The sequence below is a fragment of the Prochlorococcus sp. MIT 0701 genome, from assembly GCF_000760295.1.
In the GTDB taxonomy this organism is placed as follows: domain Bacteria; phylum Cyanobacteriota; class Cyanobacteriia; order PCC-6307; family Cyanobiaceae; genus Prochlorococcus.
The window spans coordinates 24,369-48,752 of sequence record NZ_JNBA01000021.1; the positions used below are offsets into that span (position 1 = coordinate 24,369).

The following is a 24,384-nucleotide window of genomic DNA, read 5'->3' on the forward strand; positions in this document are numbered from 1 at the left end:
ACAGGGAGAAAGAGGCTTAAAGCGAATAGACCCTTGGAGAGAGCCTTGCTGATCAGACCATCAGGCCATCTCCTCCAGCTCCTTGCCTTTGGTCTCCCTGACGAAAAACAGCACGAGGAAGAAGGAGATCGCCGCAGCCGTGGCGTACAGGCCGTAGGCGAGTGCAGGACCTGAGCGTTCCAGCAAGCCAGGAAAGGTGTCGGAAATTATGAAATTGGCAATCCAATTGACCATGGCGCACAGCCCGATTGCCACAGCACGGATGCGGTTGTTAAACATTTCTCCGAGCATCACCCACATCACCGGTCCCCAGGAGAAACCGAAGGCGAACACGAACAGATTGGCGGCAATCAAAGCCACGATGGCTCCTGCCCCGGCAAGGTGAGGCGAACCGTTGACGAGAGGGGCACCGGCAAAGGCCCAGCTCATCACGCCGAGGTTCACCGCCATCAAAACCGAACCAGCCAAAAGCAGGGGCTTGCGGCCGAGACGATCAATAAATGCAATCGCAATGAAGGTGGTAACGACATTTGTGATCGAGGTGATCACCGTGACGATCAGACTGTCCTCGGCGCTGAAACCAACGGCCTGCCAGAGGACGCTGGAGTAATAGAAGATCACATTGATGCCCACAAACTGCTGGAAGATCGCCAGCATCACTCCGGTCCAGATGATCGGCAGCAGGATGGTGTGGCGATCGAACAGTTCACTTAACTTGCCTTGATGGGTGTTAACCAGGCTGCTCTGGATCCTGGCAATCACCTGATCTGCAGGTTCATGCAGCGTTTTTTCAATCACCGCCTTCGCACGCTGCGTCAAACCTTTCTGCACGAGATAGCGAGGACTCTCTGGAATGCCGATCACAAGTACTGCGTAAAGAGCTGCGGGGATGATTTCAGACATGAACATCCAGCGCCAGGCAGCTAGAGGACCGATCACTGAAACTGGATTCTGATCAGAAGTAAAAAGAACAATGACGTAATCGAACAGCAACGCCAGGAAAATACCGATAACAATCGCCAGCTGCTGTAGTGAGCCAAGCTGTCCGCGCATTGATGCAGGAGAGATCTCGGCGATATAAGCGGGCGCCAACACACTGGCGAAACCGACGGCCAGACCACCAACGACCCGCCAGATGATCAGGGTGGTAATCGTTGGGGCAAGAGCAGCGCCGATGGAACCAACAAGAAACATCAGTGCAGCAACCAGCATGCTGTTGCGACGACCGATTCGATCGGAGAGCCATCCAGCGGTGAACGCTCCCAATGCGGAACCCAGCAAAGCTGAGGCAACAGCAAAGCCGAGGGTTTCCTTGGAGACGGTGAACGCGGTACCAATCGCACCGACAGCTCCATTGATCACTGCCGTGTCGTAGCCAAAGAGAAACCCTCCTAAGGCTGCTGAAATTGCAATCTGAAGAATGAAACGTAAACGTCGTCTCTTATTTCTCTGATCAGAAAGCTGATTAGAGGGGTCCAAAAGCTGCTTCTTTGCTAACGGCAATGCAACTCTGATTTAAGAGCCTGCAACCAGTGCCGCAACAGATCTCAACTGAATCAAGCAACAAAAAAGCCCCGCATAAGCGGGGCTGAAGCATTCTTCTTTCTGAGTTCAGTTACGTCGACCGCCACCTTGAATGGCAATGATTAGACGCAAAATGAAGATGAACAGATTGATGTAGGTGAGATACATCCCTAAAGCACCTGAAAGGTACTGATCATCCGTGTAGGTGCGAGGCATCGTGTAGAAGTCCACGAAGGCCATGCCTACAAAGAGCACCGTGCCAAAGCCGGCGATCATCAATTCAAAGGTGCCGATTGCGAAAACCTGCGGAGCAAAAATGCTGCCAATCAGTTGCACCACCATGGCGATGATCAAGCCGATCAGACCAAGACCAACCACCCCTTGAAGAGCCTGACCGACGCTGTCGCTCATGCGCCTACCAACAACCGAGGCAATCGCAAAGGTGAGACCAGTCGCCAAAGCAGCGATACCGATAGAGGCCGCACCAGCAACGGCGACAGCCTGAAGAACCAAACCAGTGAGGGTGAAACCCGTCAACAGGCTGAAGGTGGCCAGCAGGGGAAGAGCGGTGGCGTTATTGCCTTTTTTTGCTGCATTCTGGGCAACAAAGAAAAGGATGAACCAGGGGATGATCGCAATCAGCGACAAGGGTTGGAAAGCTTGCCAACCCATGGATTGAACAGTGGCGATCCCTCCCAACACGCCAGCGGCGGTGAGCACCATGCCACCACCCACATAGGGCAGGGCCTTGTTAACGACATTGGGGCCAACCAAGGCGCTGGATTGCGCCTCGCGAATGGCCTCCTGAAAATTGCTGCTTGCCGGCATGGCTCACCAGATCATTTAACCCAGTTACTTTGCCAGTAAAAAAGGGGTTTTGCTGATTTTTTGAGTGCGGGTCTCCCTATCGTTGATCTCGGCGTGCATAAGCCTCAACCACCTTTTGCACAAGCGGGTGACGCACCACATCTGCAGAGGTGAGGCGACAGACAGCGACACCGTTGATATCAGCGAGCACCTCAGCAGCATCCACAAGGCCGCTGAGCTGGCCCGCTGGCAGATCCACCTGGGTGGTGTCACCCGTGACAACCATGCGCGAATGCTCCCCAAGCCGGGTGAGCACCATGCGCATCTGAGCCGGCGTTGTGTTCTGAGCCTCATCGAGGATCACAAAAGCCTCTTCCAAGGTGCGCCCTCGCATGTAAGCAAGGGGGGCCACTTCGATCACCCCCTTCTCCAGCAATGTGGTGGTTTTCTCAGCTCCTAGTAGGGCGTGAAGAGCGTCATAAAGCGGACGCAGATAAGGATCGACTTTCTGCTGTAGGTCACCGGGAAGAAAACCCAGGCGTTCACCGGCCTCTACCGCCGGGCGAGTCAGCACCAGGCGCTCAACCTTTCGCTCACTCAGCATGCGCACTGCCAACACTGTGGCCAAAAAAGTTTTACCCGTTCCTGCAGGCCCAAGAGCGAAGGTGAGATCGTGGCGCTCCATAGCCTCGACATAAGCCTTCTGGCGCAATGTCCTCGGCCGCAGCAGGTTGCCTCGCTGACTGCGGGCCAACACCTGATCAGCCAATTCAGCATGAGCATCCCTACGGCCAGTATCAAGAGCCGTAAGCGCCGCCTGCAAATCAACAGCTGAAACAGCCTGGCCTTCTTGCCACAGAGGTCTGATCAACTCAACCACTGCTGCGGCACGTTCCAATTGAGCAGGGCGGCCGCCGATCACAAGCTGAAGCCCCCTAATCACCAAAGAAGCCCCGGTTAAGGCCTGAAGGTGATGCAATGTCTGTTCACCGTTGCCTGCAAGAGCCAGCGCAGCGTCAGTATCGGGAAGATCCAGAACGAAGCGACCCTCTGAGGTGACTCCGGCCATGCAACAACTCAGGCTTCTGTGTTGTCAGCAGGAGTTTCCTCAGCCTTTGCTTCTGCAGCTTGTTTGGCCACATTCTTTGCACCAGCCTTGCGGGCTTCAGCCTGCTTGGCCTTACCAACAACCTCAGCAGGGCGAACGGTCTTTTCAATCAGCCCGCCTTTCTCCAACAAAGATCGAACTGCATCAGTGGGCTGAGCTCCCTGACTAAGACGCAAACGCAGTGCCTCAGTGTCGAGCCGCGTTTCCTTCGTGCGAGGGTTATAAAAGCCAAGCTCCTGTAAAGGGCGACCGTCACGACGAGAGGTGCTGTTACAGGCCACGAGGCGGAAACTCGCTTCCCGCTTCTTGCCAAACCGCTTCAGGCGGAGCTTGATCATCGTGGCCCTAAGTTCGTAAAAGGTGGATTGTTCAGCGGTGTTTTAAACACACGCCAAACAACAACCATAGCCTGCGGCCAATTACAACTGTCCAAACCCCTTCTTCTTTTTCACCGGTCGCTGACGCCTAGGGGAACCACCACCGCGACCACCTGAAGCTGGCTCTGGCATGCCTGCGCCTCCCATGCCAGGCATGCCACCACCAGGCCCCCCCATACCGGGCAACCCTCCACCCATTCCTGGCATTCCAGGCATTCCTGGCATGCCACCGCCCTTACTCATCTGCTGCATTAAGCCACGCATTTTCTGAAAATCAGCCAAAACTTTGTCCACGTCAGCGGAGCTGTGGCCACTCCCACCAGCGATACGACGACGACGAGAAGGCTGTGAAGCAAGCAATTCAGGCTGATTGCGCTCATCAGCAGTCATCGAGCCAATCATTGCCTCGATGCGCTTGAGCTGCTGCTCTCCCTGTTTGAGCATGCCGTCATCCAGCTTGTTCATGCCCGGCATCATCTTGATCAAACCACCGAGGGAACCCATCCGTTTAATCAGTCGCGTCTGTTGCAGGAAATCCGAGAAATCAAACGAGGCTTCCTGCAGCTTCTTCTGCATCTTCTCAACATCAGCAAGCTCCACCTCCTTCTGAGCTTTCTCCACCAGGGTGAGCACATCGCCCATACCGAGGATGCGGCTGGCCATGCGTTCCGGATGAAAAGGCTGTAAAGCCTCAACTTTTTCACCAGTACCGATGAACTTGATCGGCTGACCACTCACCTTGCGAATCGAAAGCGCAGCCCCACCGCGGGAATCACCATCCAGCTTGGTGAGAACAGATCCAGTGATACCAACCTTGTCGTGGAAGGCCCGAGTGAGTTCAGCCGCCTCCTGACCGATCATCGAATCCACCACCAAGAGCACTTCATCGGGCTCTACGGCAGAACGAATCCGCACCATTTCCTCCATCATCTCGGTATCGATCTGAAGCCGACCTGCCGTATCCACTAACAAGGTGTCAAAACCTTCCTCACGCGCCTTGGCAAGTCCTGCTGCCGCAATCTCCTCAGGTTTGACATCGTCTCCGAGGCTGAACACATCCACTCCGATCTGCTCGCCAAGGGTGCGGAGCTGATCAATGGCAGCCGGCCGATAGACATCAGCAGCAACCATCAGTGGCCGCTGACCCTGATCTTTGAGGTGAAGTCCAAGCTTCGCTGTGGCAGTGGTTTTGCCAGCCCCCTGCAAGCCAGCCATTAGCACCACCGTTGGTGAATCTTCAGCCTCAGCCATGGGAGCGTTATCACCACCCATCACCTCCACCAGCTGCTGATGCACCACCTGAACAAACTTCTGATCAGGAGTCACACCTCGAACCACTTCGGCACCCAACGCCTTCTGCCGCACCTCGTCGACAAACTCGCGCACGACCTCAAGACTCACATCAGCCCCTAAAAGGGCACGTCGCACCTGCTTAAGAGCATCCTCAACATTGGTATCGCTGATCTTTGCCTGGCCTCTCAGCCCCTTAACTGCATCTTCAAAGCGGGCTGAAAGTTCTTCAAACATGATGCCAACGTGCCAAGGGCTATGAGCTCATCGTAAAAAGCGATGGCTAGCCCTTAGGCAAAACAGTGATTATTTGCCGCTGATGTATTCATGCAGGCGCCAACGATCGGCATCACGACCAAGGATGTAAGTCACCGAAAGATCCTTTTGCGGCGTTTGGTCAACAACCTTGCCGGCAGCATCAAAGCGTTGATCGCGATAGGTCACAACTGCATTCAGCTCAATACGCTGCGGCGTTCGACTCACCACCTCTACAGAGCTGATGCTGGCCACAACCTTCTGGGTCTCAGCTAAAGCAACATCCCTGGCACGCTCTTGCGTCACGCGCTGCACTAATGGATCTCTTGCAACCTCAGGCAAAGCATCACTCTTGCCACCAGCAAGCACAACTGCCTTGTTGCTGAGCCAGGCCTGAAGCAGGCCTTTGAGCTGTGCCTGATTCGGCTGCTCCAAAGTAAGCGGCTCAACCACAGCGCTGACAGGGACTTGAGGCTTGAGGACCTCCTCTTGCAGTGTGGCTGTGGGTGGCGCTGTGACTTGAGGCTGATCAGCAGCCGTGCTGACTGAAGGACGAGGACGTTGACCAAACAAACTGAAGCCTGCAAAGGCTGCAATCAGGGCCGCAAAGACAACAGAACCGATCAGCACCGGCCGCGTGGGACGTGGCAGATCTGCTAAACGATCAATCCATGCAATGCCATCGCTGGCAAACTCATCAGAGCTCGGGTCAGATGCAGGTTGACCAACCTCAGGCCCACCAAGAGAGAGGGGCAAAATCCCATCGGGATCAAGAGGAGCCCAAGGGAAGGGTTGCTTCAAAGACGATTCTGAGAAGGCCTTACCTAAAAAGGCCTTACCTAAAGACGAAGCACGATTCTCGCTGCGTTCCAGGCGTTCGACATAGGCCTGAACATCCCGATCAGCAAACCAAGCCTCCAGATCAACGGCCTCCGCATCCACATCCCTATAACCGGGAAGCACATCCCCTCGCAGCCAAGAGCGGCAGTACTCGCAAAAAGCAGCCAATTCATCGCCAGGGTGGCTGTTAAGACAGTCCTTCAGTCGAGGATCTGTACTGCGCAGAAAGCGCTCCTGAGCGCGGCCTACATCTCCGAGCAAGAGGTCCAAGCAACCCAGCATCGGCAACGGGTCGAATCCAGCGAGTTCAAGACTCTCTAAGTGCTGCCGAGCTTCCTGCACCCGTTCAGGCTTCCGACGCGAAAATCCAACAGCAGCGAGAGCCAACCCACCAAGAAAACCCGCATCTGCTGATCCGGCTTGCTGCCAGCGCAGGTAAAGATCAACCTGTTCCTGAACTGTCAAAAACTTTCTGATCTGCTTGAAGAAGTTGTCAAATTCGGACTGATCAAGACCCCCAGGTGCAGGCGATGGGGCCGTTCCCTCAAGGCCTCCTCTCTGGCTCACAAAGTTGTCAAGTAGGCGCAGTCCCTCCTGGTGAGAAACCTGATCACCAAGATCCCGACTCAATAAGTCGAGAATGCGATAGGGCAGAAGAACATCTAAATCGTTCTCAAGCTTGTGGCACTCTTCGGAGAGCTTGCCCATCCTCTGCAGCAACTGAATCCCGTCATGCAGAAGAGACGCTGCTGCTTCATAACGGCGTTGTTCCTGTTCCTCAGCGGCTGCAGCCCGACAGGCCAGCGCCAACAACAAAGCGAGGTCAGCTTCTCGTTCGCTACCTAGCGCCGGGGACTGGGGCGGCTGCAATCCCTTAGAGGCGAGATGAAAGACCTCATGAGGAGAATTAGCTTCAAACAGCAAGATCAGCCCTGCCACCTCTCTACTAGGTGACACATCAAGACCGGCGGTCTCGCCTGGATGATCACGACTGAGCTCCAACAAGGCAGTCTCATAGGTCTGACGCCGTGGCGGATCGGTCAGCAAATCTGCTGAAAGCCGCAACAATTCTGCCCGCTGAGTTAAAACCTCATGGGTAAAACCTTGGTCAGGGCAGCGATCCAACCTCAACTCCAAGGCCCGCAAAATCGCCTCACTGTCTGCCGAAGGACTGACACCCAGCAAGCGGAAATGATCAATTGGCAGGTCCACCAGCTGCTCAGCGATTGGCATAAAACTCTAGACATTGGAAGGGATTTTGCCCATTCCTAATCAACGGACCATTACAGTCGTTACTCGAATGACGGTCGTCTGTCATGAGCCAGAAAACCTCCGTGAGCTCAGACCAAAGCACGGCAAAACCCCTGGCAGCCGGCCGCCATGGCGAGAGAATCTCCACGCTAATCAGCTCCAAACGCGCCAAGATTGATCGTCAGATCGGCCTAGAACTCTTCCGAGACATGACCCTTGGGCGACGCTTCGAGGACAAATGTGCCGAGATGTACTACCGGGGAAAAATGTTTGGCTTCGTTCACCTCTACAACGGCCAAGAAGCCGTTAGCACAGGTGTGATCGGTGCCATGAAACGCCAGCACGATTGGTTTTGCAGTACTTATCGCGATCACGTTCATGCCCTTAGCGCCGGAGTACCCGCCCGCGAAGTAATGAGTGAGCTCTTCGGCAAGGAAACCGGCTGTAGCAAAGGTCGTGGGGGCTCTATGCATCTGTTTTCGCAAGAGCATCACCTCCTAGGAGGATTTGCCTTCATCGGCGAAGGGATTCCCATCGCCCTGGGGGCAGCCTTCACCAGTCGCTATAAGCGGGATGCCCTGGGTGATGCCAGCAGCAATGCTGTAACAGCAGCTTTTTTCGGTGACGGCACCTGCAACAACGGCCAGTTCTTTGAGTGCCTCAACATGGCGCAGCTTTGGCAGCTGCCAATCCTTTTCGTTGTCGAGAACAACAAATGGGCCATTGGCATGGCCCATGAGCGAGCCACCAGTGAACCGGAAATCTGGCAAAAAGCTGCTGCCTTCGGGATGGCCGGCGAAGAGGTTGACGGCATGGATGTTCTCGCCGTAAGAGCTGCCACTCAGAGAGCAATAAAAAGAGCCAGGGCTGGTGAAGGCCCCACCCTGCTGGAGTGCCTCACCTATCGATTCCGTGGCCACTCTCTTGCTGATCCAGATGAACTACGCGCCGAAGAGGAAAAGCAATTCTGGGCAAAACGAGATCCCATAAAGGCTCTTGAAAAGGATCTCACCTCTGATTCTTTGGTGCGTGCTGATGAACTGCGGGCTATTGAAAAAGAGATCGATGCGGAAATCAATGACTGCGTGGAATTTGCTCTTGCAGCAGCCGAACCAAATCCCAAGGAACTCACTCGCTACATCTGGGCTGAAGATTGATACCCGTCTTGATCACTAAGTACTGGAAGCAAGCAGAGGCAACAACATAAAAAAGTAAGGCAGTTTCAGATCCCGTTGGGCACCCTACGCGTGAGGTTACGCAGCTTGCGCAAGGCCTTTAATTCCACTTGACGAACACGCTCACGCGAGACTTCCATTAAGCGACCAATCTCAGCCAAAGTGTGTCGATCATGGGTTTCTAGACCAAAACGGAGCTTAAGGACATGCTGCTCCTGCTCACTGAGATGGCTGAGCCAACGCCCGAGCTGCTCATGATGAATACGCTGCTCCACCTTGTCGAGAGGTTCGCCAAGAGAGGAATCAGCGATCAGATCACCAAGAAAACTTCGTCCTTCTTCGCCATTCACTGGCGCATCCAAACTGCTGGTTGTTAGCGCCTGACGCAGCAAAGAATCGAGTTCATCAAGAGGGATATCCATCGCTTCTGCGATCTCGAAGCGACTGGGCATCGCTCCAAGCTTGTGAGCCAAATCCAGAGAAACCTTTCGAATCGTGGTCAGCCTTTCACTGAGATGTACAGGAAGGCGAATCGTGCGCGACTGGCACGCAATCGCACGTGTCATGCTCTGACGAATCCACCAAAACGCATAGGTCGAAAACTTGTAGCCACGGGTTGGATCAAACTTTTCAACAGCACGCTCTAAACCAAGTGAACCCTCCTGAATGAGATCGAGGAGTTCCAGTCCTTTGCCTTGATATTTCTTGGCAACACTCACAACAAGACGAAGATTGGCCTTCATCATGCGTTCCTTGGCACGACGACCAATGCGAATCATGCGACGCTGATGTGTCGTGAACTCCTTATCATCAGGCGCAACTGAGCCGTCTTGAGTGAGACTCATCATCGTCTGAACTTGATTGCCAAGTTCAATCTCCTCAGCAGGGGTAAGCAGAGGTATCCGCCCAATCGTTGTGAGGTACCAGCTGACAGGATCAGAACTTCTACGCCTCTGTGTTTCTGCTGATTTAGGCGCTGCTGAAACCATTTCAACGGCTCCTGATTTATTTGGACAGAAATTGTCCTACAAATTTCAGCAAAACCCTGCAGCTTTAAAAAAGCTTTCGGATTTATGCAGAGGAGTCGAAATAATTAGGTATTTATCGTTTGCATTCATACCGTTTGATGTGCCCTTAATCACATTCATTTGATTGCAAGCTAATCGTGAGTTCCGCAAGGGATTGAGCGATAGAACCTGCTGAACTGCCTTGACGGCATCGACGTGCAGCCTCGGCATGAAGAAACGCCACTACGGCCAAAGACTCACCCTGGCAAGCCTGAGCCTTAGCAGCATCCATAGATCCCAAGCCAGCTGCATAACCAGCCAACAGATCCCCAAGCCCAGTACGAGCAACCCAACTAGCTGTCTCTCCTAGCTGCCAGGCGGCACCAGACGGATCCGCAACCACACTGTGTGCTCCCTTAAGCAGCACAGCTGCCCCACAAAGCCGGGATGCTTCCAGAGCCGCATCGAGAGGTTGCCGATCCTTGAGTTGCGGAAACAATCTCCTGAACTCACCTGCATGAGGAGTAATCCAGGTGTTCCCTTGGCGCTGCTGTAACCATTGCCATCCTTCAGTGGCCAGCGCCAATCGATTCAGACCATCAGCATCCAACACCAACAAGCCTGCAAAGCGCTGCAACGGTTCTGCCAACAATGACCAAGGTTCTCCACCTCGACCTAAGCCTGGCCCAATCAAGACGGCATCGAACCGGCTGAGCTCATGACTAGCCAGCCAATTAGCCACGGCCATGCCACCTGCCGTAGAACTCTCAAGCGCGGCTGCTAAGACAACTTCAGGCGCCACTTGCCAAAGCTGATCCGCTACTGCAACAGGCACAGCGGCTTGAATGCTGCCAGCACCGCTAGCGATAGCACCCTGAATGGCCAGAGAAGCCGCCCCAGGGTAATCATCACTACCAGCGATCACCAACACCCGCCCTCGTTCGTATTTCATCGCGCTTGCTGCTGGATGCTGCCAGGGAAGGGTGGCCACATCCGCAGAACAGATCCGCCGGGGTTGCGACTCTGGCAACTGCTTCAACAAGATCTCCGGCACGCCCATATCAACCCGCACCAGACGGCCAACCTGATCGATCGCCGCATCCTGAATAAGGCCTTGCTTGAGCAACCCCACAGTGAGTGTCGTCATCGCCACGGCGGCGCCGCCTGGGAAAGGGATGCCGGAATCTGAACACAGCCCTGCAGGCACATCCAAACTCACCAACTTGCCTGGCTGGCAGCGCTGGCGCGCCTGCAACAACGTTGCCAACGTTTCAGGGAGCGGGCGGGATTGTCCCAGCCCAAACAGAGCCTCGATCCATAGAGACTCACCAGCAACATCAGGAGCGTTATCTAGTTGCTGAATGCCAAGCCATTTAACGTAAGTCCAATGCTGGACCGTTAATGGTTGACGGATCGGCAAGGGCGCCCAGAGCTGGACCTTCACCCCTGCAAGGTGCAACTCCCTGGCCACCACCAATCCATCACCACCGTTATGGCCAGGGCCCACCAACACCACCACACCATCTGCCAACAACTCAGACTGTTGGCGAAACCAAGCCGCCATCGCCTGGCCTACTTTTTCCATCAAAGCAGCCACCGGCAAGCCGCTGGCAAACATCTCCTCTTCTAGAGCTGCCATCTGTGCAGCAGTAACCAAAAGATGATCAGCGTTCGATGGGGGCCAGGACAAGACTGGAGCGCATGGGACCTCACTATGAAGACATCATTGCGGTAACGCCTATGCAACCGCCAATCCCAGCCCCCCTTAAGCATGTGTCTCGAACACCAGCCACCTCAGCAGTTGCAAAAGCCCTGACACGTTTGCAGTGTTGGCCAGGCGAGCAGCGTGTGGCGGTAGGGCTCTCTGGCGGTGTTGATAGTTCCCTCAGCGCCGCCCTACTCGTAGAAGCGGGCTGGCAGGTGGAAGGTCTCACTCTCTGGCTGATGAGTGGCAAGGGCGCATGCTGCAGCGATGGGCTTATCGATGCCGCGGGCATCTGCGAACAACTCAAAATCCCTCATCATGTGGTGGATTCGCGCTCCACATTCCAAGCAGAAATCGTCGACCAACTCGTGCAGGGCTATCAACAAGGGGTGACACCCTTACCCTGCTCACGCTGCAATCGCTCGGTGAAATTTGCGGCAATGCTCAGCTGGGCTGAAAAGGAACGCCAGTTACACCGTGTCGCCACCGGGCACTATGCCCGTATACGCCATCGCGAGGATCCAGAATCTCAGCAAGCCTTACCTGGGGATGCCAGAGGACGGCACCAGCTTTTACGTGGTCTCGATCAGAACAAAGATCAGAGTTACTTCCTCTATGACCTTCCTCAAGATGTGTTGGCAAAGGTGGTCTTTCCCTTAGGGGAGCTCACCAAAGCAGAGACCAGAAAGGAAGCAGAGCGATACGGCCTACGCACAGCTAAGAAAGCAGAAAGTCAGGATCTTTGCCTTGCTGATCACTACGGCTCAATGAAAGCCTTCCTTGACAATTACCTGCCTGCCAGGCAAGGCGAGATCGTGCTTCAAGACGGCAAAGTCGTGGGTGAACACGATGGAATCGAACATTTCACCATTGGCCAGCGCAAAGGCCTTGGTGTGGCCTGGCGAGAGCCGCTGCACGTGGTGCAACTTGACGCGGCAGCAAATCGCGTCATCGTTGCCCCTCGAGCAGAGGCGGGGCGAAACAGCTGCGTTGTGGGCGCAGTGAACTGGATTTCGATGGCACCGCCTAGCAGCACCATCAATGTGGAGGTGCAAGTGCGTTACAGAAGCGGACCCGTTGCCGCCCAGCTCACCCCTATCGAAGCCACAGCAGAGGACATTGCTGGCGACCGTCCTCACCGCTGCCGACTGACCTTTAACGAAGAGCAATTCTCAATCACACCTGGCCAAGCTGCAGTGTTTTATGCCGCTGACGCAGTCCTCGGCGGCGGCCTGATCCAACAGATCAACGCAGCATCAAGCTGAGCTAGGAGCGAAGACGCGACCAGCCAAGCCCAACCAGTCCAAAGAGCATCAAGCCAATCAAAGGTGCCTCACGCCAGCGGGTGTAACCGCTGATGCCTTGATGGAGATGCAAATCCGCCAGGCCAACCCCCTCCTTAAAAGGAGCCAGCAGTTGCTGCTGCTTGCCTGTCGCCAGAACCAAAGCAGAGGGGCCTGTGTTCGCAACGCTGAGTAGATCCCGCGCGGTTTCGATGCTGCGCAGCTGAGCCAAAGCAAGGAACTGGCGCTGCAAGGCCAAGGGATAGGGATCAAGATTGGCCACCGCCAACAACCATTGCGCTCCATCTGCGACGGCCTGGGCTAAAGCAGCCCCATCACTGAGCTCATAACATATGGCCACGGCAGCGTTAGGTCCTGGCCATTGCAACAAGCGCGAAGCAGCTCCAGGTTGAAGACCACCAACAGCTGATAAACCACGAAAAACACCACCAGGCAAAGCCGGTAGCCATTCCCCTAGCGGCACCAAACGGTGTTTGTCAATGAATGCTGAAGCCTGCCTTTCGCCGCGATCTACCACCAACAAAGCACTGCGTTGCTGACCGCGCAGCCAGCGAAAACCACCGCTGAGCAGGGGAAGCGGAGCAGGCCTGAGCAACACCTCATCAGGGGGGAGAAGGCCTTCTGGAGCCACCAACCAGGCAGCATCAAGCGCCTCAGCTCGATCGAGAGCATTTTGAAGAGCCTCAGGAAGGCGACGTTGCTGCGCCTCAGAAAACTTGCTGCGCGTAGGGATAGCGGGCTGCCAAGCAGCAACCGAAATGGGTGCGGTTGCATCTGATGAACGCAACAAACTCCAGCCAAAACCATGGGCCAAGAGCAAACACAGAAGCCCCACCAGCAAAGAACGACGCCAACCAACTCCACGACGCCAAGCCAGCGCCGTACGCCATAACCACCAACCGATCAGCAGCTGAAGCGTGGCTAAACCTCCAGCCCCAAACCAGCGGGCCAAACCAGCCAAGGCTCGATCACCGGGCAAAAGGCTGCCGCCGACGCCAATCCAAAACAAAGGTGAGCGGGCCAACAGCACTTCCGCAAGCCCCCAGATCGAGGCCATCAGCAGGGCATGAAACACCTGAGCGCGGATGCCTGCTTCGCGCGTTGCCAGATGAGCAAGCCAGATTGCCAGCCAAGCCCAAAGCCCCACAAGCACTGCTGCTGCTGCACCGCAAAACAACCAAATTGATGCGGCGACAGGAACACTCAGGGGTGCAGGCACGCCAACCCAAGTGAGTGGATGCAACGCCAGCAACCAGCGATGGCTGAGCAGCACGGCCACAGCACCCCAAAGAGAGGCTGCAACTGGAAAGCGACAAGTCGACCAAAGCAAGGCCAGGGCCGGTGCCATCACAAGCAGCCCCCCCTGGGCAAGAGCAATCCCTGCCAAGACACCACCAACCGCCCCTTGCAACAGCGCTAGGGATCGGTCATTGCCCATGGTCAACACCAAACACCAAACACCAAACACCAAACACCAAAGCCATCTTGACGCGGTTGCCGAACAGACAAAAGGCTGTGATCAATTCAGCAAAATGTCTCTAGCAGCTGTTTCTAAGAGGACTTGACAGCACGAGTTTGGTTGCTGATCTCCTCAGCAATGTCGCCAACGAGGCAGAATCAAGTTACTGTGTAATTGCGTAGGGCTAATGGCATCAGAGACAATGATATTCAGTTCAAGTTCTGAGAGTTAGTTGAGGGTATAACGATATTGGTTAGAGCTAAATAATTTTATTGCATTAATTGCAATGTCGAGCAAACATTTCATGCCTCACTTTGATCAACTGCACTGAAGGCTCAACTAGCTGGAGCAGCAGCAAAGGCAACTGAAACAGTAGAAATAACCCAAGCGCAGGCAAAAGCTGCATCTCCTGCCAGAATCATGTTGATTGATCATTGAGATTCAGTGCGCGACATCTTCATCAGTGCAGCCGTCTTTGTGGTGTGCGTGATTGTGGCCTTTGTCAGCCAAATCGTTTCACCCTCAGTTGTCGTCGCCGACAGCAATGTGAATGCCGTTCAGGCGGAGGTGCGAACTGGCGAGCCAGCTGCTTTCAACATGGCAGTGCTTGAACTCGACCCAGACGATCCCAACCCAACACTGTTCAAGATGGCGATCAACGGCTCCAAGGCAGATGCCGCTGAAATCGATGCCATGCAAGCCAATGCCTCAGCCCTTGGCGGCCCAATCGAAGCAGAACCATCCCAACTGACTGCCAGTGGTCTGAGCATCACTGAGATCAAGATCGGCGATGGCCCGGAAGCCACAGCAGGCCAAACCGTTTCCGTTAACTACCGCGGCACACTGGAAAACGGCCAGGAATTCGACAGCAGCTACAAACGTGGGCCGTTCGAGTTCCCCCTCGGTGCTGGACGCGTAATCAAAGGCTGGGATGAAGGCGTTGCCGGCATGAAGGTGGGCGGCAAGCGCAAGCTGGTCATCCCCCCAGAGCTTGGCTACGGAAGCCGCGGCGCAGGCCGTGTCATCCCTGGCAACGCAACGTTGATTTTCGAAGTCGAACTACTTGGCATCAAATGATTTAAAGGCTGAATAGAAAATCAAATCAAAAGCAAACCCAATTAGCAATCAGCCTGGGTAGGCTCAGTTTGGCTTTCTCTACCTGCCAGATGTTGCGCTCGGCACTTTCCACACTTCACAGCAACCTGCCGGCCTCTTTGGTCCAGGCTCACTGTGATGGCCCTTGCGGCGTTTACGATCCCGCCTCGGCAAGAGTCTCAGCTGAAGCCGTCGTATCGATGACCAAAAAGCTGCTCGAACTGCAGCCTCCCTCAGGGAACGATCCGGCTGCTTGGGCGGCTTACAACAACACCTTCTCCCGCTTCGTCGCCATCAAGGAAGAACAAGCTCAGCAAACCAAGAACGAGCTACTGATCCTCTGGACGGATTATTTCAAGCCAGAGCATCTGGCAACTTTCCCGAATCTGCATGACATCTTCTGGAAAGCGGCCAAGCTATGCAGCGCCTGCAAGGTCAACATCGATCAATCCAAGGCAGATGAACTGATCAAAGCTGTGGAAGCCATTCACACGATGTTCTGGAAATCCAAGGGTCGTAATGACGCCTGGGTGAGAGCCAGTTAAGCCAACAAGCATGATGCCAACAGCGAACTGGCGTTCGCTGTTCCTGCTGCTTTCAGGTCTTCGTCGCCATGCTCGTGTCGATGGAGACTCAATGAGCCCCAGCCTTGCCCCTGGCGACCTGGTGATCTTTCAACCGATCACCAGCGATGACAAGCAGCTCAAGCCTGGTTGTGTTGTGGTTGTCCGTCATCCGTTGCAACCAGCAACCCTGCTGATCAAACGCCTGATTGCAATCAACAATTCCGGGCTGGAACTACGCGGTGACAACGAGCACGCAAGCACAGACAGCCGGCATTTCGGTTTGGTGAATCGCGACAACCTGCTTGGCATCGCTGAATGCGTATGGCGTGTTCCCTTCAGCGCATAAGTGCCCAGCAAATTAGGCAATCAAAGAAGCTGAGGGGATGTTTTCTGCAACCAAAAGAAGCCCGTGATGATCGATAGCCCACCGGTTGATCCCACCAGGAAGGGCAAGGCACGACGCCCCACTCGCAATGTGGCTAATGAAATCGCACAAACAACCGCGACCATCGCTGCTATGGAACCGAACAGATAAGCCGCCATATAGATCAAAGCCCCGAGAGGAGGCAAGGCCAGCGCGGGAATAACTGCAAGCAGATGGCTGGCCCCAGCCAAGCCATGAAGGAGACCAAGACTGGTTGCTGCATGAGCATGTCGCCCGTGCTTGTGTCGCCCTCGCAGATGCAGGTGCACATGTTGATGGTCATGGGCGTGACCATAGTTTTGCTGATGCGTGTGCTGATGGGTGTGGATATCCAGGCCAAGAGCAGTACGAATCGCCATCGCTCCAACCACAAGCAACGCCACTCCCACGCAGAATTCGGCCCAGGAGGACATGCGCTCGATATGGACGAGGTCTTTCAAAACAATGGCAATGGTTGAAAGAACCAGAACACCTGTTGAATGGCCGACCCCCCAAGCAAGGCCACTGCGTAATGCCATAGCCGGCTTACGCAAGGCACTGGGTGCGATGGCAACAAGATGATCAGCACCACCCACCACATGAAGGGCTCCAGCAGCGAAGCCCGTGAGGATGCTGATCAGCATGAATTCGAAACAGTCACGAAGAAGTCTGGCGGATTGAGGGTGGAATTGCGCTGATGCTACTGCTGAACGGATCAAACCCTGAAACCGTCATCAGCAGTAAGCCCGCCTCAAGGATCAGTTCACTAATTGTTCTTGGGGGAGAGCAGCAAGGAAGTCAACAAAACAGTCGCTTACCTCTTGATCAGCAAATAAGCGCTGCGAACGCTCGTTGATCAGAGCTCTCATCTGATTGGCGAAGTCGTCGTCTTCAAGCAAGCGCACAGAGATCTCCACATACTCTTCTCTTGAAGAAGCAATCAGCTCAGGCAACTCAAGAACCTCGAGCATCGCCAATGTGTGTCGGCCGCGCATAAAAGCTGTTGGCATCGAAACAACAGGACAACCCCTAGAGAATGCTTGAAATGAGCTATTGCCACCATTCCAATCAATCGTGTCTAGAGAATGATGAGCGATATCAAAAAACGCCACATAATCGGCGTACTCAAGCCGATGTAAAAAGCGAAGGTGCTGATCCGCATCAAGGCCTACATCAGCAAAGCGAATCTTGAGACGGTGATAGAGACGATCGGAAACGGAGGGATGACCCATATGAGCGACAAACAGAATTAAGGCATCCGGGAAGCGGCGGCAGATCTCAACAAACGTGCAATCGTTGCGTGGATGATATTTAAACGTGCTCTGCAGACTCAACAGCAAAGGACGATCTGCTGGAAGCTCAAAACGGCTACGAAGGTCATCGCCTTGATGCACACTCAGTGGCACTGGATAATTCAGACCAGTACGAGGTAGTAACACCAATCGCTCGCTGTAGTGAGAGGCGGCATCAGCCGATTCCATTCCCGCGCCACTGAGGTAGTAATCAATACATTCCGATCCCGTCGTGATCGGATGCCCCCAACCAACAGCCTGATAACGGGCCAAGCGAACACTGGCCGCGATACGACTAGCAGGATGCATCCCAACATCTGGAATCAATAGAAAATCCAGATCATCAGCACGGATCTGTTGCACAACTGCTTCGGCAGTTTCTGGTGTTAACGACAATTTGCGGTAACAACCAAGAGCAGCAAATCGCTGGGAAACTTCATCCTCATCGTCACCTAGATTGTAGGCATAAACATCATAAGCAGGGTTATCGCGCAGAGGGTCCAACCAACCAAGCGCCCAGAATGTGCCATTGTGATTGCGTAGGTGAGGTGAAAGAACACCTACACGTAAAGGCTTTGAGCCATCGCCTTGATGAGGCTCAAGGGGAAGCATGTATGACGCGAGCCTGGGTTTAAGAATGCGTTTAAAAATCTCTGCAAGCTTGATCTGAAGAGGAAGATCATCCTCCATCTGATAAGACAGATAAAAGCTCGTTAATCCCCAACAATGGGAATAGATATCCTCGTAAACGGGATCGTCTTGGCTGAAGCCATCAAGCTGATCTAACAGTAAATCAAGAACATCATTATAACGAGATCTCCACTGATTAACGTCGTGCTCCGATTCATAAACAATCGGCAAGATATAAAGACTAACCATCGTCTGTAAGCGTTTGTCTTCAAGACTTTCTGCAAACGCAAAGGCTTGTTGATGGAGGCCAAGTTCCAAATAACAACTCATCAAGCCTTGAATGCCTGTTGCCCGTTGCATAGGGTCAATCGGAAGCTCAAGAAACTTCTCAAACTCCTCAATAGCTAAGTCATGTTTTTTGACAGTGACCAGTGCCTGAGCAAGGTTTTGGCGGCAATGATCCGAAGACGCATCTGCAGTCAGTCCTAAACGATAAGTCGCGATGGCCTTCTCTTTCTGATCTAAGCCCGCAAGACATAGGCCAAGATTATTTAAGGCATCTGGATAAGCTGGCTGAACCTGCAGACAAAGACGGTAAGCCTCGCAAGCTTCTGGAAGGCGATTGAAATGGCGCAGTAGGTTGCCCAAAGCAAACGATGCTTTGTAATAATCAGGAACGTCAACAAGCAAGTTGCGCATACACTCTTCGGCCTGCGCATATTGTTCATATTCATACAATGCCAAGGCATAATTATGTCGACATTCAACAAATTCAGGATCGATCTTCAAGGCAGCTTGATAAGCCTCTAATGCCAAATCATATGAATTGATTGCACGCAGTGAATTGGCGCGATTAAAGATAACAAATTTAGATAGAAAGTCTTGCTTTTCGGCCAAATCGAAACAGTCAAGTGCCTGTTGATGAAAACCTAAAATATGAGAAGAAAGGCCAAGCAGATAAGCCTCCTCCCCATTCAGAGATTGCAGTGCACAAAGCGATAGCTCATCATAAACTGTCTGAGCCTGACCTTCGAGAAGAAACTGGTAAAAATGATCAAGCCCAGCACTTGGCTGATTATGAGCAGACCAACCAACAGGGACCTCAGCGAGGGGCATCAGAAGCAAGGTTTAACAACTCAAGGATACTGGAAGTAAGCCACAGGCTGCATGATGAAAAGAACAAGAGCCCTGATGGAAAAAGCCAGGTAAATACTCAGGGCAAAAAAGGTGATCAATTGATCAGAATCGCTAGCATTAGCAATGCTTCAAGAACAGGCGAATAAGACTCATGCTAGCCTCTACCCCAAAAGATCAATCCCACACTAAGGCTAAAGTATGTCAAGCAAATCTACATTTACAGCGCTAGCACTTACAACCCTTCTCATTCCAATCAATAGTGCCCATGCAGCAAAGATTAAAGGTGGGGAGATGATCACACAGACACGCCCTTTGAGCAGCATTGGCTCAACAACAATTGGACTCGCTGAATTCAGAGACTTGAGAGATGTGACCACCTTGAATTTATGCTATTCGTTATCGCAGAAAGTCGATTACCAACCAGTAGCTACAGCATCAGTAGCTGCGATGACAAAGCTGATCACTGAACGCTACAAAGGGAAAGTGAGCGGCATGCCTGCGACTGCGAACACAGCCAAAGGCTTAAAGAATTGGATTGCAGGCAACATTCTCGTCAGAGCCTCATCGGTTTGTCCGAAAAATCTGCCAGCGACAGAACTTGAAGTCGCCGAAAAAATCAAACAAGCCTCGAAGAAAATCTCCCAATAGCAAGCCTGCACTAAATAGACTGAGCAGTAATTAAGGCGGCAACTTTCCTAATAAGGCTAATAGGGGGGCAACCAACTAACCACTCTTCTTATCTTTCTAGACAGCAAAATAATAATACATTCAATCCTAAACAACACAAAAGTCAAGCCAGGATTGCTAACAAAAGCCATTTAAGAGAAACCACGCCATAAACAAACGAAGCACGCCAGGATCGCCAGGAAGCTCGTGATGAATTGAAAGAGCAGCGGCTGATCCTCAAATCACAACAGGCTCAAATCAACATCTTGCTGCGCAAAATCAACAGCCCAATCGCTGAAGGGAAAGAGGAAAAGATTTCAGCAGTCGCTCGTCCTGTTGCTATTGATCAGCAGCCCTAGGCAAGCGAGTTCTAGGCAGAGAGTTGTCAGACAGGCCCGATCATTCAGGCGTTCTCTTCATCCAGCAAAATCGATACCAATCAGCTGATCCGGCCGGGAAAACTAGAAGGAAAAACTGAACGCATGCAGGCAGCAGGACAAAACCAACAGGCCTAAAGCAACACATCAGTTGATGCCTACTTCCTCGCTACAACAAGGCAAAGCAAACATCTCTGAGCACAATGCTGGCAGATTTCAAGACACCCCTAAATTGCTCTACCTAGCTTGCATTGAAAACAACAAGGCCAGTTAGTACAGCCCTACGACAGACAGCTAAAGCAGAACATTGCTATCACGATCAAAGAAAAGCTGGATCTATTGAATGCATACACTTCAACGGCAGAACATCCCGAACAGCTCCAGCCAATCTTCAGTATCACAGTTTTATGCTAATAGCAATTACAATTAGACAACGTGAAAAGGATGGCTGGGTGATGGGATATGCATGCACAAGTACAAACATCCTACAAACAGTCAATAGAAATGGAATAGTGATTAATCATGCTATTTTTGAGGGTCACTATTCGCTTTTCGCAATCAAGAGGAACAAGGATGAGCGGCAATTGTGATCACAAGCAGAAGGATCCCAAGGGTCAACATGGCTCAACCCATGAGATGCCGCAAGAGAAGGCCTCACTCAATAATATTCTGACCACTCTTAGGCCAGCATTCCTACTGAAAAATGCAGGTTTTTTATTACTTCTCTTTTCCTGCAATCCAGCTGCTGCTCAAGTGTATGGAATGTGTGGCACTGGCGAAGCTGAAATCGCAGGAAAAACCACTTTTGAAGAATTCACCCTTAAAGGGACTCAATCCAACGAGCTAGAAGTAAACACAACTGTAAACGTAACTGTAGATGTAGAAGTTGAAACAGCTGAAGAAGGAGCGGTTGAGGCGGTTGGTGAAGGTATAGGGGTTGTGACTGTCGAAGGAGCAGAAGAAGGAACAGGGGAAGGGGGAGGAACAGGGGAAGGAACAGGAACAGGAAAAGGGACTGCAAAAACAGATCTCGCTGGAATTATCACAGGTCCAGGTGGCCCTTTCAGCATTTCCACAGGGGTTGATGGAACCGAACCTGTTGTCATGGCGAAGTGTGGCAGTGGTGACGGCTACGCAACTCTTGGTGGATTTTCAGGAATGGGGGCGGTTGCTGTTGGCCCCGCTGAAGCAACTGGAGGTGGAAGCATTGCCGTGGGCGACAAAGCGCTTACGAGTGAGGATGCTGAATTTGCGATTGCTTTAGGAGCAGAAGCGAAAGGATTAGCCTCAGGCAGTGTTGCGATAGGAGTGAAAGCAAAAACTTACCTAGATGCTATTGGCGGAGTTGCTATTGGAACTGACTCAAAAGCTGGTGGTGTATCAAGTCTCGCTTTAGGTGATTCTGCAGCATCCGGGGGAGCAGGCAGTCTTGCTCTTGGCTTAGATGCTGTTACAGCAACTAGTGCAGCAAGTGCCCTTGCTATCGGTTCGGGTTCATACGCTGGAGGAACTGCAGGAATTGCCCTAGGCCTGAAATCATCAGCAATGGGAGCAGAAAGTATCGCTATTGGCTCTAACGCAAAAATAATTGATCCAGAATCGATAGGCAGCATGGCTCTTGGCAGCGACATCTCCATTACTGGCCCTCATTCGGTTGGAATTGGAGAAAACATGTATATCAACGGAGAAAACGTATTTGCTTCGGGCTATGGAATCAGTAATTCAAAAGGTGATTTCAACCTGATTGAAGGCAACAATAATCACAATTGGGAAGGCAATCAAAACATCTTATCAGGTAACAACGTGAACAACGTTGCTGGAAGCAACAATATGCTTCAGGGCAACACAGTTACAAATACATCAGGCAATAGCAACATGCTTCAGGGCAACACAGTCACAAATACATCAGGTGATAAAAATATCTTAATGGGAAATAACGTGACAAACACTATTGGAAGCAACAACCTAATTATGGGAAATGATATTCTCAATGTAGGCAGCTATAACGTACTTCTAGGCAACGCAGTCGGCTCTGGAGGCGCAATGAATGTCGCCATTGGCAATCTTGCTGTTGTTGGAGCCACAACAACATCCATTGCTATTGGCAATTTAGCTGCAGTCGGTGAGGGCGCATCAGGTGCGATCGCCATGGGGAATGGTGCGGGTGTTGGAGTTGAGGCAGCTGGCAGCATCGCTATTGGCAATGGTGCAGGTGCAACTCTAGGTAAAAATCAAATTGCGATGGGCAACAATGTTGCTGTTGTAGGTGATTCAACTATTGCAATTGGCGACAACTCAAACTCAACTAAAGATGGCGCAATAAGTATCGGGGCCTATACCAAAGCAAGTGGCAAAGATGCATTGGCGATGGTAAGCGCATCAGCAAGTGGAGATAACTCCATTGCAATTGGCTCAGAAGATGCAAAAGCAGAAGGAGAAAGTGCAATTGCCTTAGGTAAAGCAGCTGCATCGACTGCAAATGAAGCGATTGCTATTGGCGCTGAAGCAAGTGCAAGCGCATCAGAGACAATTGCTCTCGGTGCTGGCGCAAATGCAAGCGCATCAGAAGCCATGGCGATCGGCACCGGAGCAGAAGCTACAGGCTCAGATGCTATTGCCCTTGGAACACGATCATCATCACAAGCGTCTGGATCTATCGCCATTGGCGAATATGCAACAGTCGAGGCATTAACAGAAAGCGATGCAGACCCTGATGATGCAATTGCCATCGGTGCATTATCAAGAGCTGCCGCGCCAGATACCATTGCTCTTGGCGCAAGTTCCAATGCATCGGCCAATGGGGCGATTGCTCTAGGCAGTCTCGCCAATGCATCCGGTGCAAACGCAATCGCGATTGGATACGACAGCGCAGCCAGTTACGCCAATTCATTCGTGCTTGGCACGAAAGCCGTCGCAAAAGGTGTCAATGCTGGCGCGATTGGCACGAAGGCTCAAACCACAGGCACTGATGCCATGGCTGTTGGTGTTGGCGCCACTGCCAGTAACACAAGCTCCTTTGCTCTTGGCACTGGTGCAACATCTTCTGGCATTGATTCAGCTGCTTTTGGTGTTGACGCCACCGCGAGCGGCACCAATGCCATTGCCGTTGGTACCAATTCCATCTCAAGCGGCACCAATGCTCTCGCTTTTGGTGCTGGTGCTCTCGCCGATCAACCCAACTCCTTTGTTGTTGGTGCTGCTGCGCAAGCCTGTGGCGTCAATGCTGGTGCTCTTGGTGCTGCTGCCAATGCCTATGGAGCCAATTCCATCGCTATTGGCGTTAAATCACAGGCCAATGGCGTCAATGCCACTGCGGTTGGCGTAGAGGCCTATGCCAAAGAAGCAGGCGCCATGGCCCTTGGCACCAATGCGCAAGCCATTGGTACAAGCACCACCGCTGTTGGCATTAATTCCATCGCCACCGGCGCTAACAGTCTTGCCGCTGGTGCTGGCGCCAATGCCTACGGTACCAATTCCACCGCCTTAGCCTTCCAAGCCAATGCCCAAGGAACCAATGCTGTTGCCCTTGGCGTACAAGCAAGCGCCACTGGCACCAGTGCCATGGCTTTTGGCACCCTCTCACAAGCCACAGACACCAATGCCACAGCGGTAGCACCAGGTGCCATTGCCAACGGTGCTAATTCCATCGCCATTGGCGTGATCTCCAAAGCCAGTGGCCAAAACGCTCAAGCCTTTGGTGTTAATGCCAATGCATCAGGCGTCAATGCCGTTGCTATCGCCAGCAGCTCCAATGCCCAAGGCGATGATGCCATGGCCATCGGCGTTCTCTCCAAATCATCTGGCACCAATGCCATTGCCTTTGGCACCAATGCCAATGCCTCCGCTAATGGCGCCATGGCCTTTGGCTCAGCTGCCAATGCCTCAGGTGATGGCGCCATGGCCTTTGGTTCAGCTGCTAATGCCTCAGCTACAGACAGCATGGCGATTGGTGTCAATGCTGTCGCCAGTGCCAGCAACACCACCGCCGTTGGTCAATCCGCTCGCGCTACAAGTGCCAATGCCATGGCTCTTGGTCTCTTCTCCGAGGCCTCCGGTGATGTGGCTGTCGCCATCGGTATGAATGCTGCAGCACTCAGCTCCGACACCCTCGCAGCG

20 protein-coding genes are annotated in these 24,384 nt (G+C 52.9%); 9 read left to right on the forward strand and 11 right to left on the reverse strand.

All coding sequences use genetic code 11. From position 1 onward, the window contains the following. Positions 1–60 precede the first annotated feature (60 nt). From EV12_RS05045 to EV12_RS05070, 6 genes are all read right to left on the reverse strand, one after another. Complete coding sequence (locus tag EV12_RS05045) at positions 61–1,503, reverse strand: sugar porter family MFS transporter (protein WP_036912810.1); 1,443 nt, start codon at positions 1,501–1,503, stop codon at positions 61–63. A 108-nt stretch (positions 1,504–1,611) separates the two neighbouring features. Continuing rightward, positions 1,612–2,352, reverse strand: a complete 741-nt coding sequence (locus tag EV12_RS05050; RefSeq protein ID WP_036912812.1) for a Bax inhibitor-1/YccA family protein — start codon at positions 2,350–2,352, stop codon at positions 1,612–1,614. 76 nt (positions 2,353–2,428) lie between these two features. Continuing rightward, the gene (locus tag EV12_RS05055; protein ID WP_036912814.1) at positions 2,429–3,400 is read right to left on the reverse strand and encodes a PhoH family protein; all 972 of its coding nucleotides are present in this window, start codon (positions 3,398–3,400) and stop codon (positions 2,429–2,431) included. A gap of 8 nt (positions 3,401–3,408) precedes the next feature. Beyond that, positions 3,409–3,777 carry a 30S ribosomal protein S16 gene (gene rpsP, locus EV12_RS05060; RefSeq protein ID WP_011826578.1) on the reverse strand — a complete coding sequence of 123 codons (369 nt, stop codon included), beginning with the start codon at positions 3,775–3,777 and terminating at the stop codon, positions 3,409–3,411. A gap of 81 nt (positions 3,778–3,858) precedes the next feature. After that, a complete protein-coding gene (gene ffh, locus EV12_RS05065; protein ID WP_036912817.1) occupies positions 3,859–5,343 on the reverse strand; it encodes a signal recognition particle protein in 1,485 nt (494 codons plus the stop codon). Positions 5,344–5,412: 69 nt separating this feature from the next. Then, positions 5,413–7,434, reverse strand: a complete 2,022-nt coding sequence (locus tag EV12_RS05070; RefSeq protein WP_036912820.1) for an IMS domain-containing protein — start codon at positions 7,432–7,434, stop codon at positions 5,413–5,415. Between the two features lie 83 nt (positions 7,435–7,517). Between EV12_RS05070 and pdhA the strand changes: the two genes are divergently transcribed. Beyond that, complete coding sequence (gene pdhA / locus EV12_RS05075; RefSeq protein ID WP_036912824.1) at positions 7,518–8,609, forward strand: pyruvate dehydrogenase (acetyl-transferring) E1 component subunit alpha; 1,092 nt, start codon at positions 7,518–7,520, stop codon at positions 8,607–8,609. 65 nt (positions 8,610–8,674) lie between these two features. On the opposite strand, the gene EV12_RS05080 is transcribed toward pdhA, so the two are convergent. Continuing rightward, a complete protein-coding gene (locus EV12_RS05080) occupies positions 8,675–9,616 on the reverse strand; it encodes an RpoD/SigA family RNA polymerase sigma factor (protein ID WP_036912827.1) in 942 nt (313 codons plus the stop codon). 145 nt (positions 9,617–9,761) lie between these two features. Further along, positions 9,762–11,324 (reverse strand): bifunctional ADP-dependent NAD(P)H-hydrate dehydratase/NAD(P)H-hydrate epimerase, encoded by a 1,563-nt coding sequence (locus EV12_RS05085; protein ID WP_036912830.1) that lies wholly within the window; start codon positions 11,322–11,324, stop codon positions 9,762–9,764. Positions 11,325–11,374: 50 nt separating this feature from the next. Between EV12_RS05085 and mnmA the strand changes: the two genes are divergently transcribed. Further along, positions 11,375–12,604 (forward strand): tRNA 2-thiouridine(34) synthase MnmA, encoded by a 1,230-nt coding sequence (gene mnmA, locus EV12_RS05090; protein WP_036912872.1) that lies wholly within the window; start codon positions 11,375–11,377, stop codon positions 12,602–12,604. Position 12,605: 1 nt separating this feature from the next. Here mnmA and EV12_RS05095 read toward each other — a convergent pair whose 3' ends face one another. Further along, positions 12,606–14,081, reverse strand: coding sequence for an apolipoprotein N-acyltransferase (locus EV12_RS05095; RefSeq protein ID WP_036912833.1), 1,476 nt, complete (start codon positions 14,079–14,081; stop codon positions 12,606–12,608). A 465-nt stretch (positions 14,082–14,546) separates the two neighbouring features. Here EV12_RS05095 and EV12_RS05100 point away from each other — a divergent pair, with 465 nt between their 5' ends. The 3 genes from EV12_RS05100 (at position 14,547) to sodX (ending at position 16,109) form a co-directional block, all read left to right on the forward strand. Further along, on the forward strand, positions 14,547–15,179 hold the full coding sequence (locus EV12_RS05100) for an FKBP-type peptidyl-prolyl cis-trans isomerase (protein ID WP_036912836.1): 633 nt from the start codon (positions 14,547–14,549) through the stop codon (positions 15,177–15,179). 89 nt (positions 15,180–15,268) lie between these two features. Continuing rightward, complete coding sequence (gene sodN, locus EV12_RS05105) at positions 15,269–15,742, forward strand: superoxide dismutase, Ni (RefSeq protein ID WP_036912839.1); 474 nt, start codon at positions 15,269–15,271, stop codon at positions 15,740–15,742. A gap of 10 nt (positions 15,743–15,752) precedes the next feature. Continuing rightward, positions 15,753–16,109, forward strand: coding sequence for a nickel-type superoxide dismutase maturation protease (gene sodX / locus EV12_RS05110; protein ID WP_036912842.1), 357 nt, complete (start codon positions 15,753–15,755; stop codon positions 16,107–16,109). A gap of 20 nt (positions 16,110–16,129) precedes the next feature. Here the strand turns inward: sodX and EV12_RS05115 are convergent, their stop codons facing one another. Together EV12_RS05115 and EV12_RS05120 are read right to left on the reverse strand one after the other, a co-directional pair. Beyond that, positions 16,130–16,810: a hydantoin utilization protein A gene (locus EV12_RS05115; RefSeq protein ID WP_036912844.1), complete on the reverse strand. Its 681-nt coding sequence runs from the start codon at positions 16,808–16,810 to the stop codon at positions 16,130–16,132. A 114-nt stretch (positions 16,811–16,924) separates the two neighbouring features. Continuing rightward, positions 16,925–18,985, reverse strand: coding sequence for an O-linked N-acetylglucosamine transferase, SPINDLY family protein (locus EV12_RS05120; protein WP_275040946.1), 2,061 nt, complete (start codon positions 18,983–18,985; stop codon positions 16,925–16,927). 14 nt (positions 18,986–18,999) lie between these two features. On the opposite strand from EV12_RS05120, the gene EV12_RS14055 reads away from it, so the two are divergent. The 4 genes from EV12_RS14055 to EV12_RS05135 all read left to right on the forward strand — a co-directional run. Further along, positions 19,000–19,371, forward strand: coding sequence for a hypothetical protein (locus EV12_RS14055; protein WP_193742147.1), 372 nt, complete (start codon positions 19,000–19,002; stop codon positions 19,369–19,371). Positions 19,372–19,537: 166 nt separating this feature from the next. Next, positions 19,538–19,873, forward strand: a complete 336-nt coding sequence (locus EV12_RS14060) for a hypothetical protein (protein WP_152562302.1) — start codon at positions 19,538–19,540, stop codon at positions 19,871–19,873. A gap of 233 nt (positions 19,874–20,106) precedes the next feature. After that, the gene (locus EV12_RS14065) at positions 20,107–20,250 is read left to right on the forward strand and encodes a hypothetical protein (protein ID WP_193742148.1); all 144 of its coding nucleotides are present in this window, start codon (positions 20,107–20,109) and stop codon (positions 20,248–20,250) included. 591 nt (positions 20,251–20,841) lie between these two features. Continuing rightward, a partial coding sequence (locus EV12_RS05135; RefSeq protein ID WP_036912852.1) for a hypothetical protein occupies positions 20,842–24,384 on the forward strand: 3,543 nt, incomplete at its 3' end.

Bases quoted from the DNA above. Each gene is read 5' to 3' on its own strand.
- mnmA (WP_036912872.1), top strand. From the start codon at position 11,375: ATGCAACCGCCAATCCCAGCCCCCCTTAAGCATGTGTCTCGAACACCA.
- EV12_RS05080 (WP_036912827.1), bottom strand. From the start codon at position 9,616: ATGGTTTCAGCAGCGCCTAAATCAGCAGAAACACAGAGGCGTAGAAGT.
- ffh (WP_036912817.1), bottom strand. From the start codon at position 5,343: ATGTTTGAAGAACTTTCAGCCCGCTTTGAAGATGCAGTTAAGGGGCTG.
- EV12_RS05095 (WP_036912833.1), bottom strand. From the start codon at position 14,081: ATGGGCAATGACCGATCCCTAGCGCTGTTGCAAGGGGCGGTTGGTGGT.
- sodN (WP_036912839.1), top strand. From the start codon at position 15,269: ATGTTGCGCTCGGCACTTTCCACACTTCACAGCAACCTGCCGGCCTCT.
- pdhA (WP_036912824.1), top strand. From the start codon at position 7,518: ATGAGCCAGAAAACCTCCGTGAGCTCAGACCAAAGCACGGCAAAACCC.
- sodX (WP_036912842.1), top strand. From the start codon at position 15,753: ATGATGCCAACAGCGAACTGGCGTTCGCTGTTCCTGCTGCTTTCAGGT.
- EV12_RS05115 (WP_036912844.1), bottom strand. From the start codon at position 16,810: ATGCTGATCAGCATCCTCACGGGCTTCGCTGCTGGAGCCCTTCATGTG.
- EV12_RS05055 (WP_036912814.1), bottom strand. From the start codon at position 3,400: ATGGCCGGAGTCACCTCAGAGGGTCGCTTCGTTCTGGATCTTCCCGAT.
- EV12_RS05050 (WP_036912812.1), bottom strand. From the start codon at position 2,352: ATGCCGGCAAGCAGCAATTTTCAGGAGGCCATTCGCGAGGCGCAATCC.
- rpsP (WP_011826578.1), bottom strand. From the start codon at position 3,777: ATGATCAAGCTCCGCCTGAAGCGGTTTGGCAAGAAGCGGGAAGCGAGT.
- EV12_RS05070 (WP_036912820.1), bottom strand. From the start codon at position 7,434: ATGCCAATCGCTGAGCAGCTGGTGGACCTGCCAATTGATCATTTCCGC.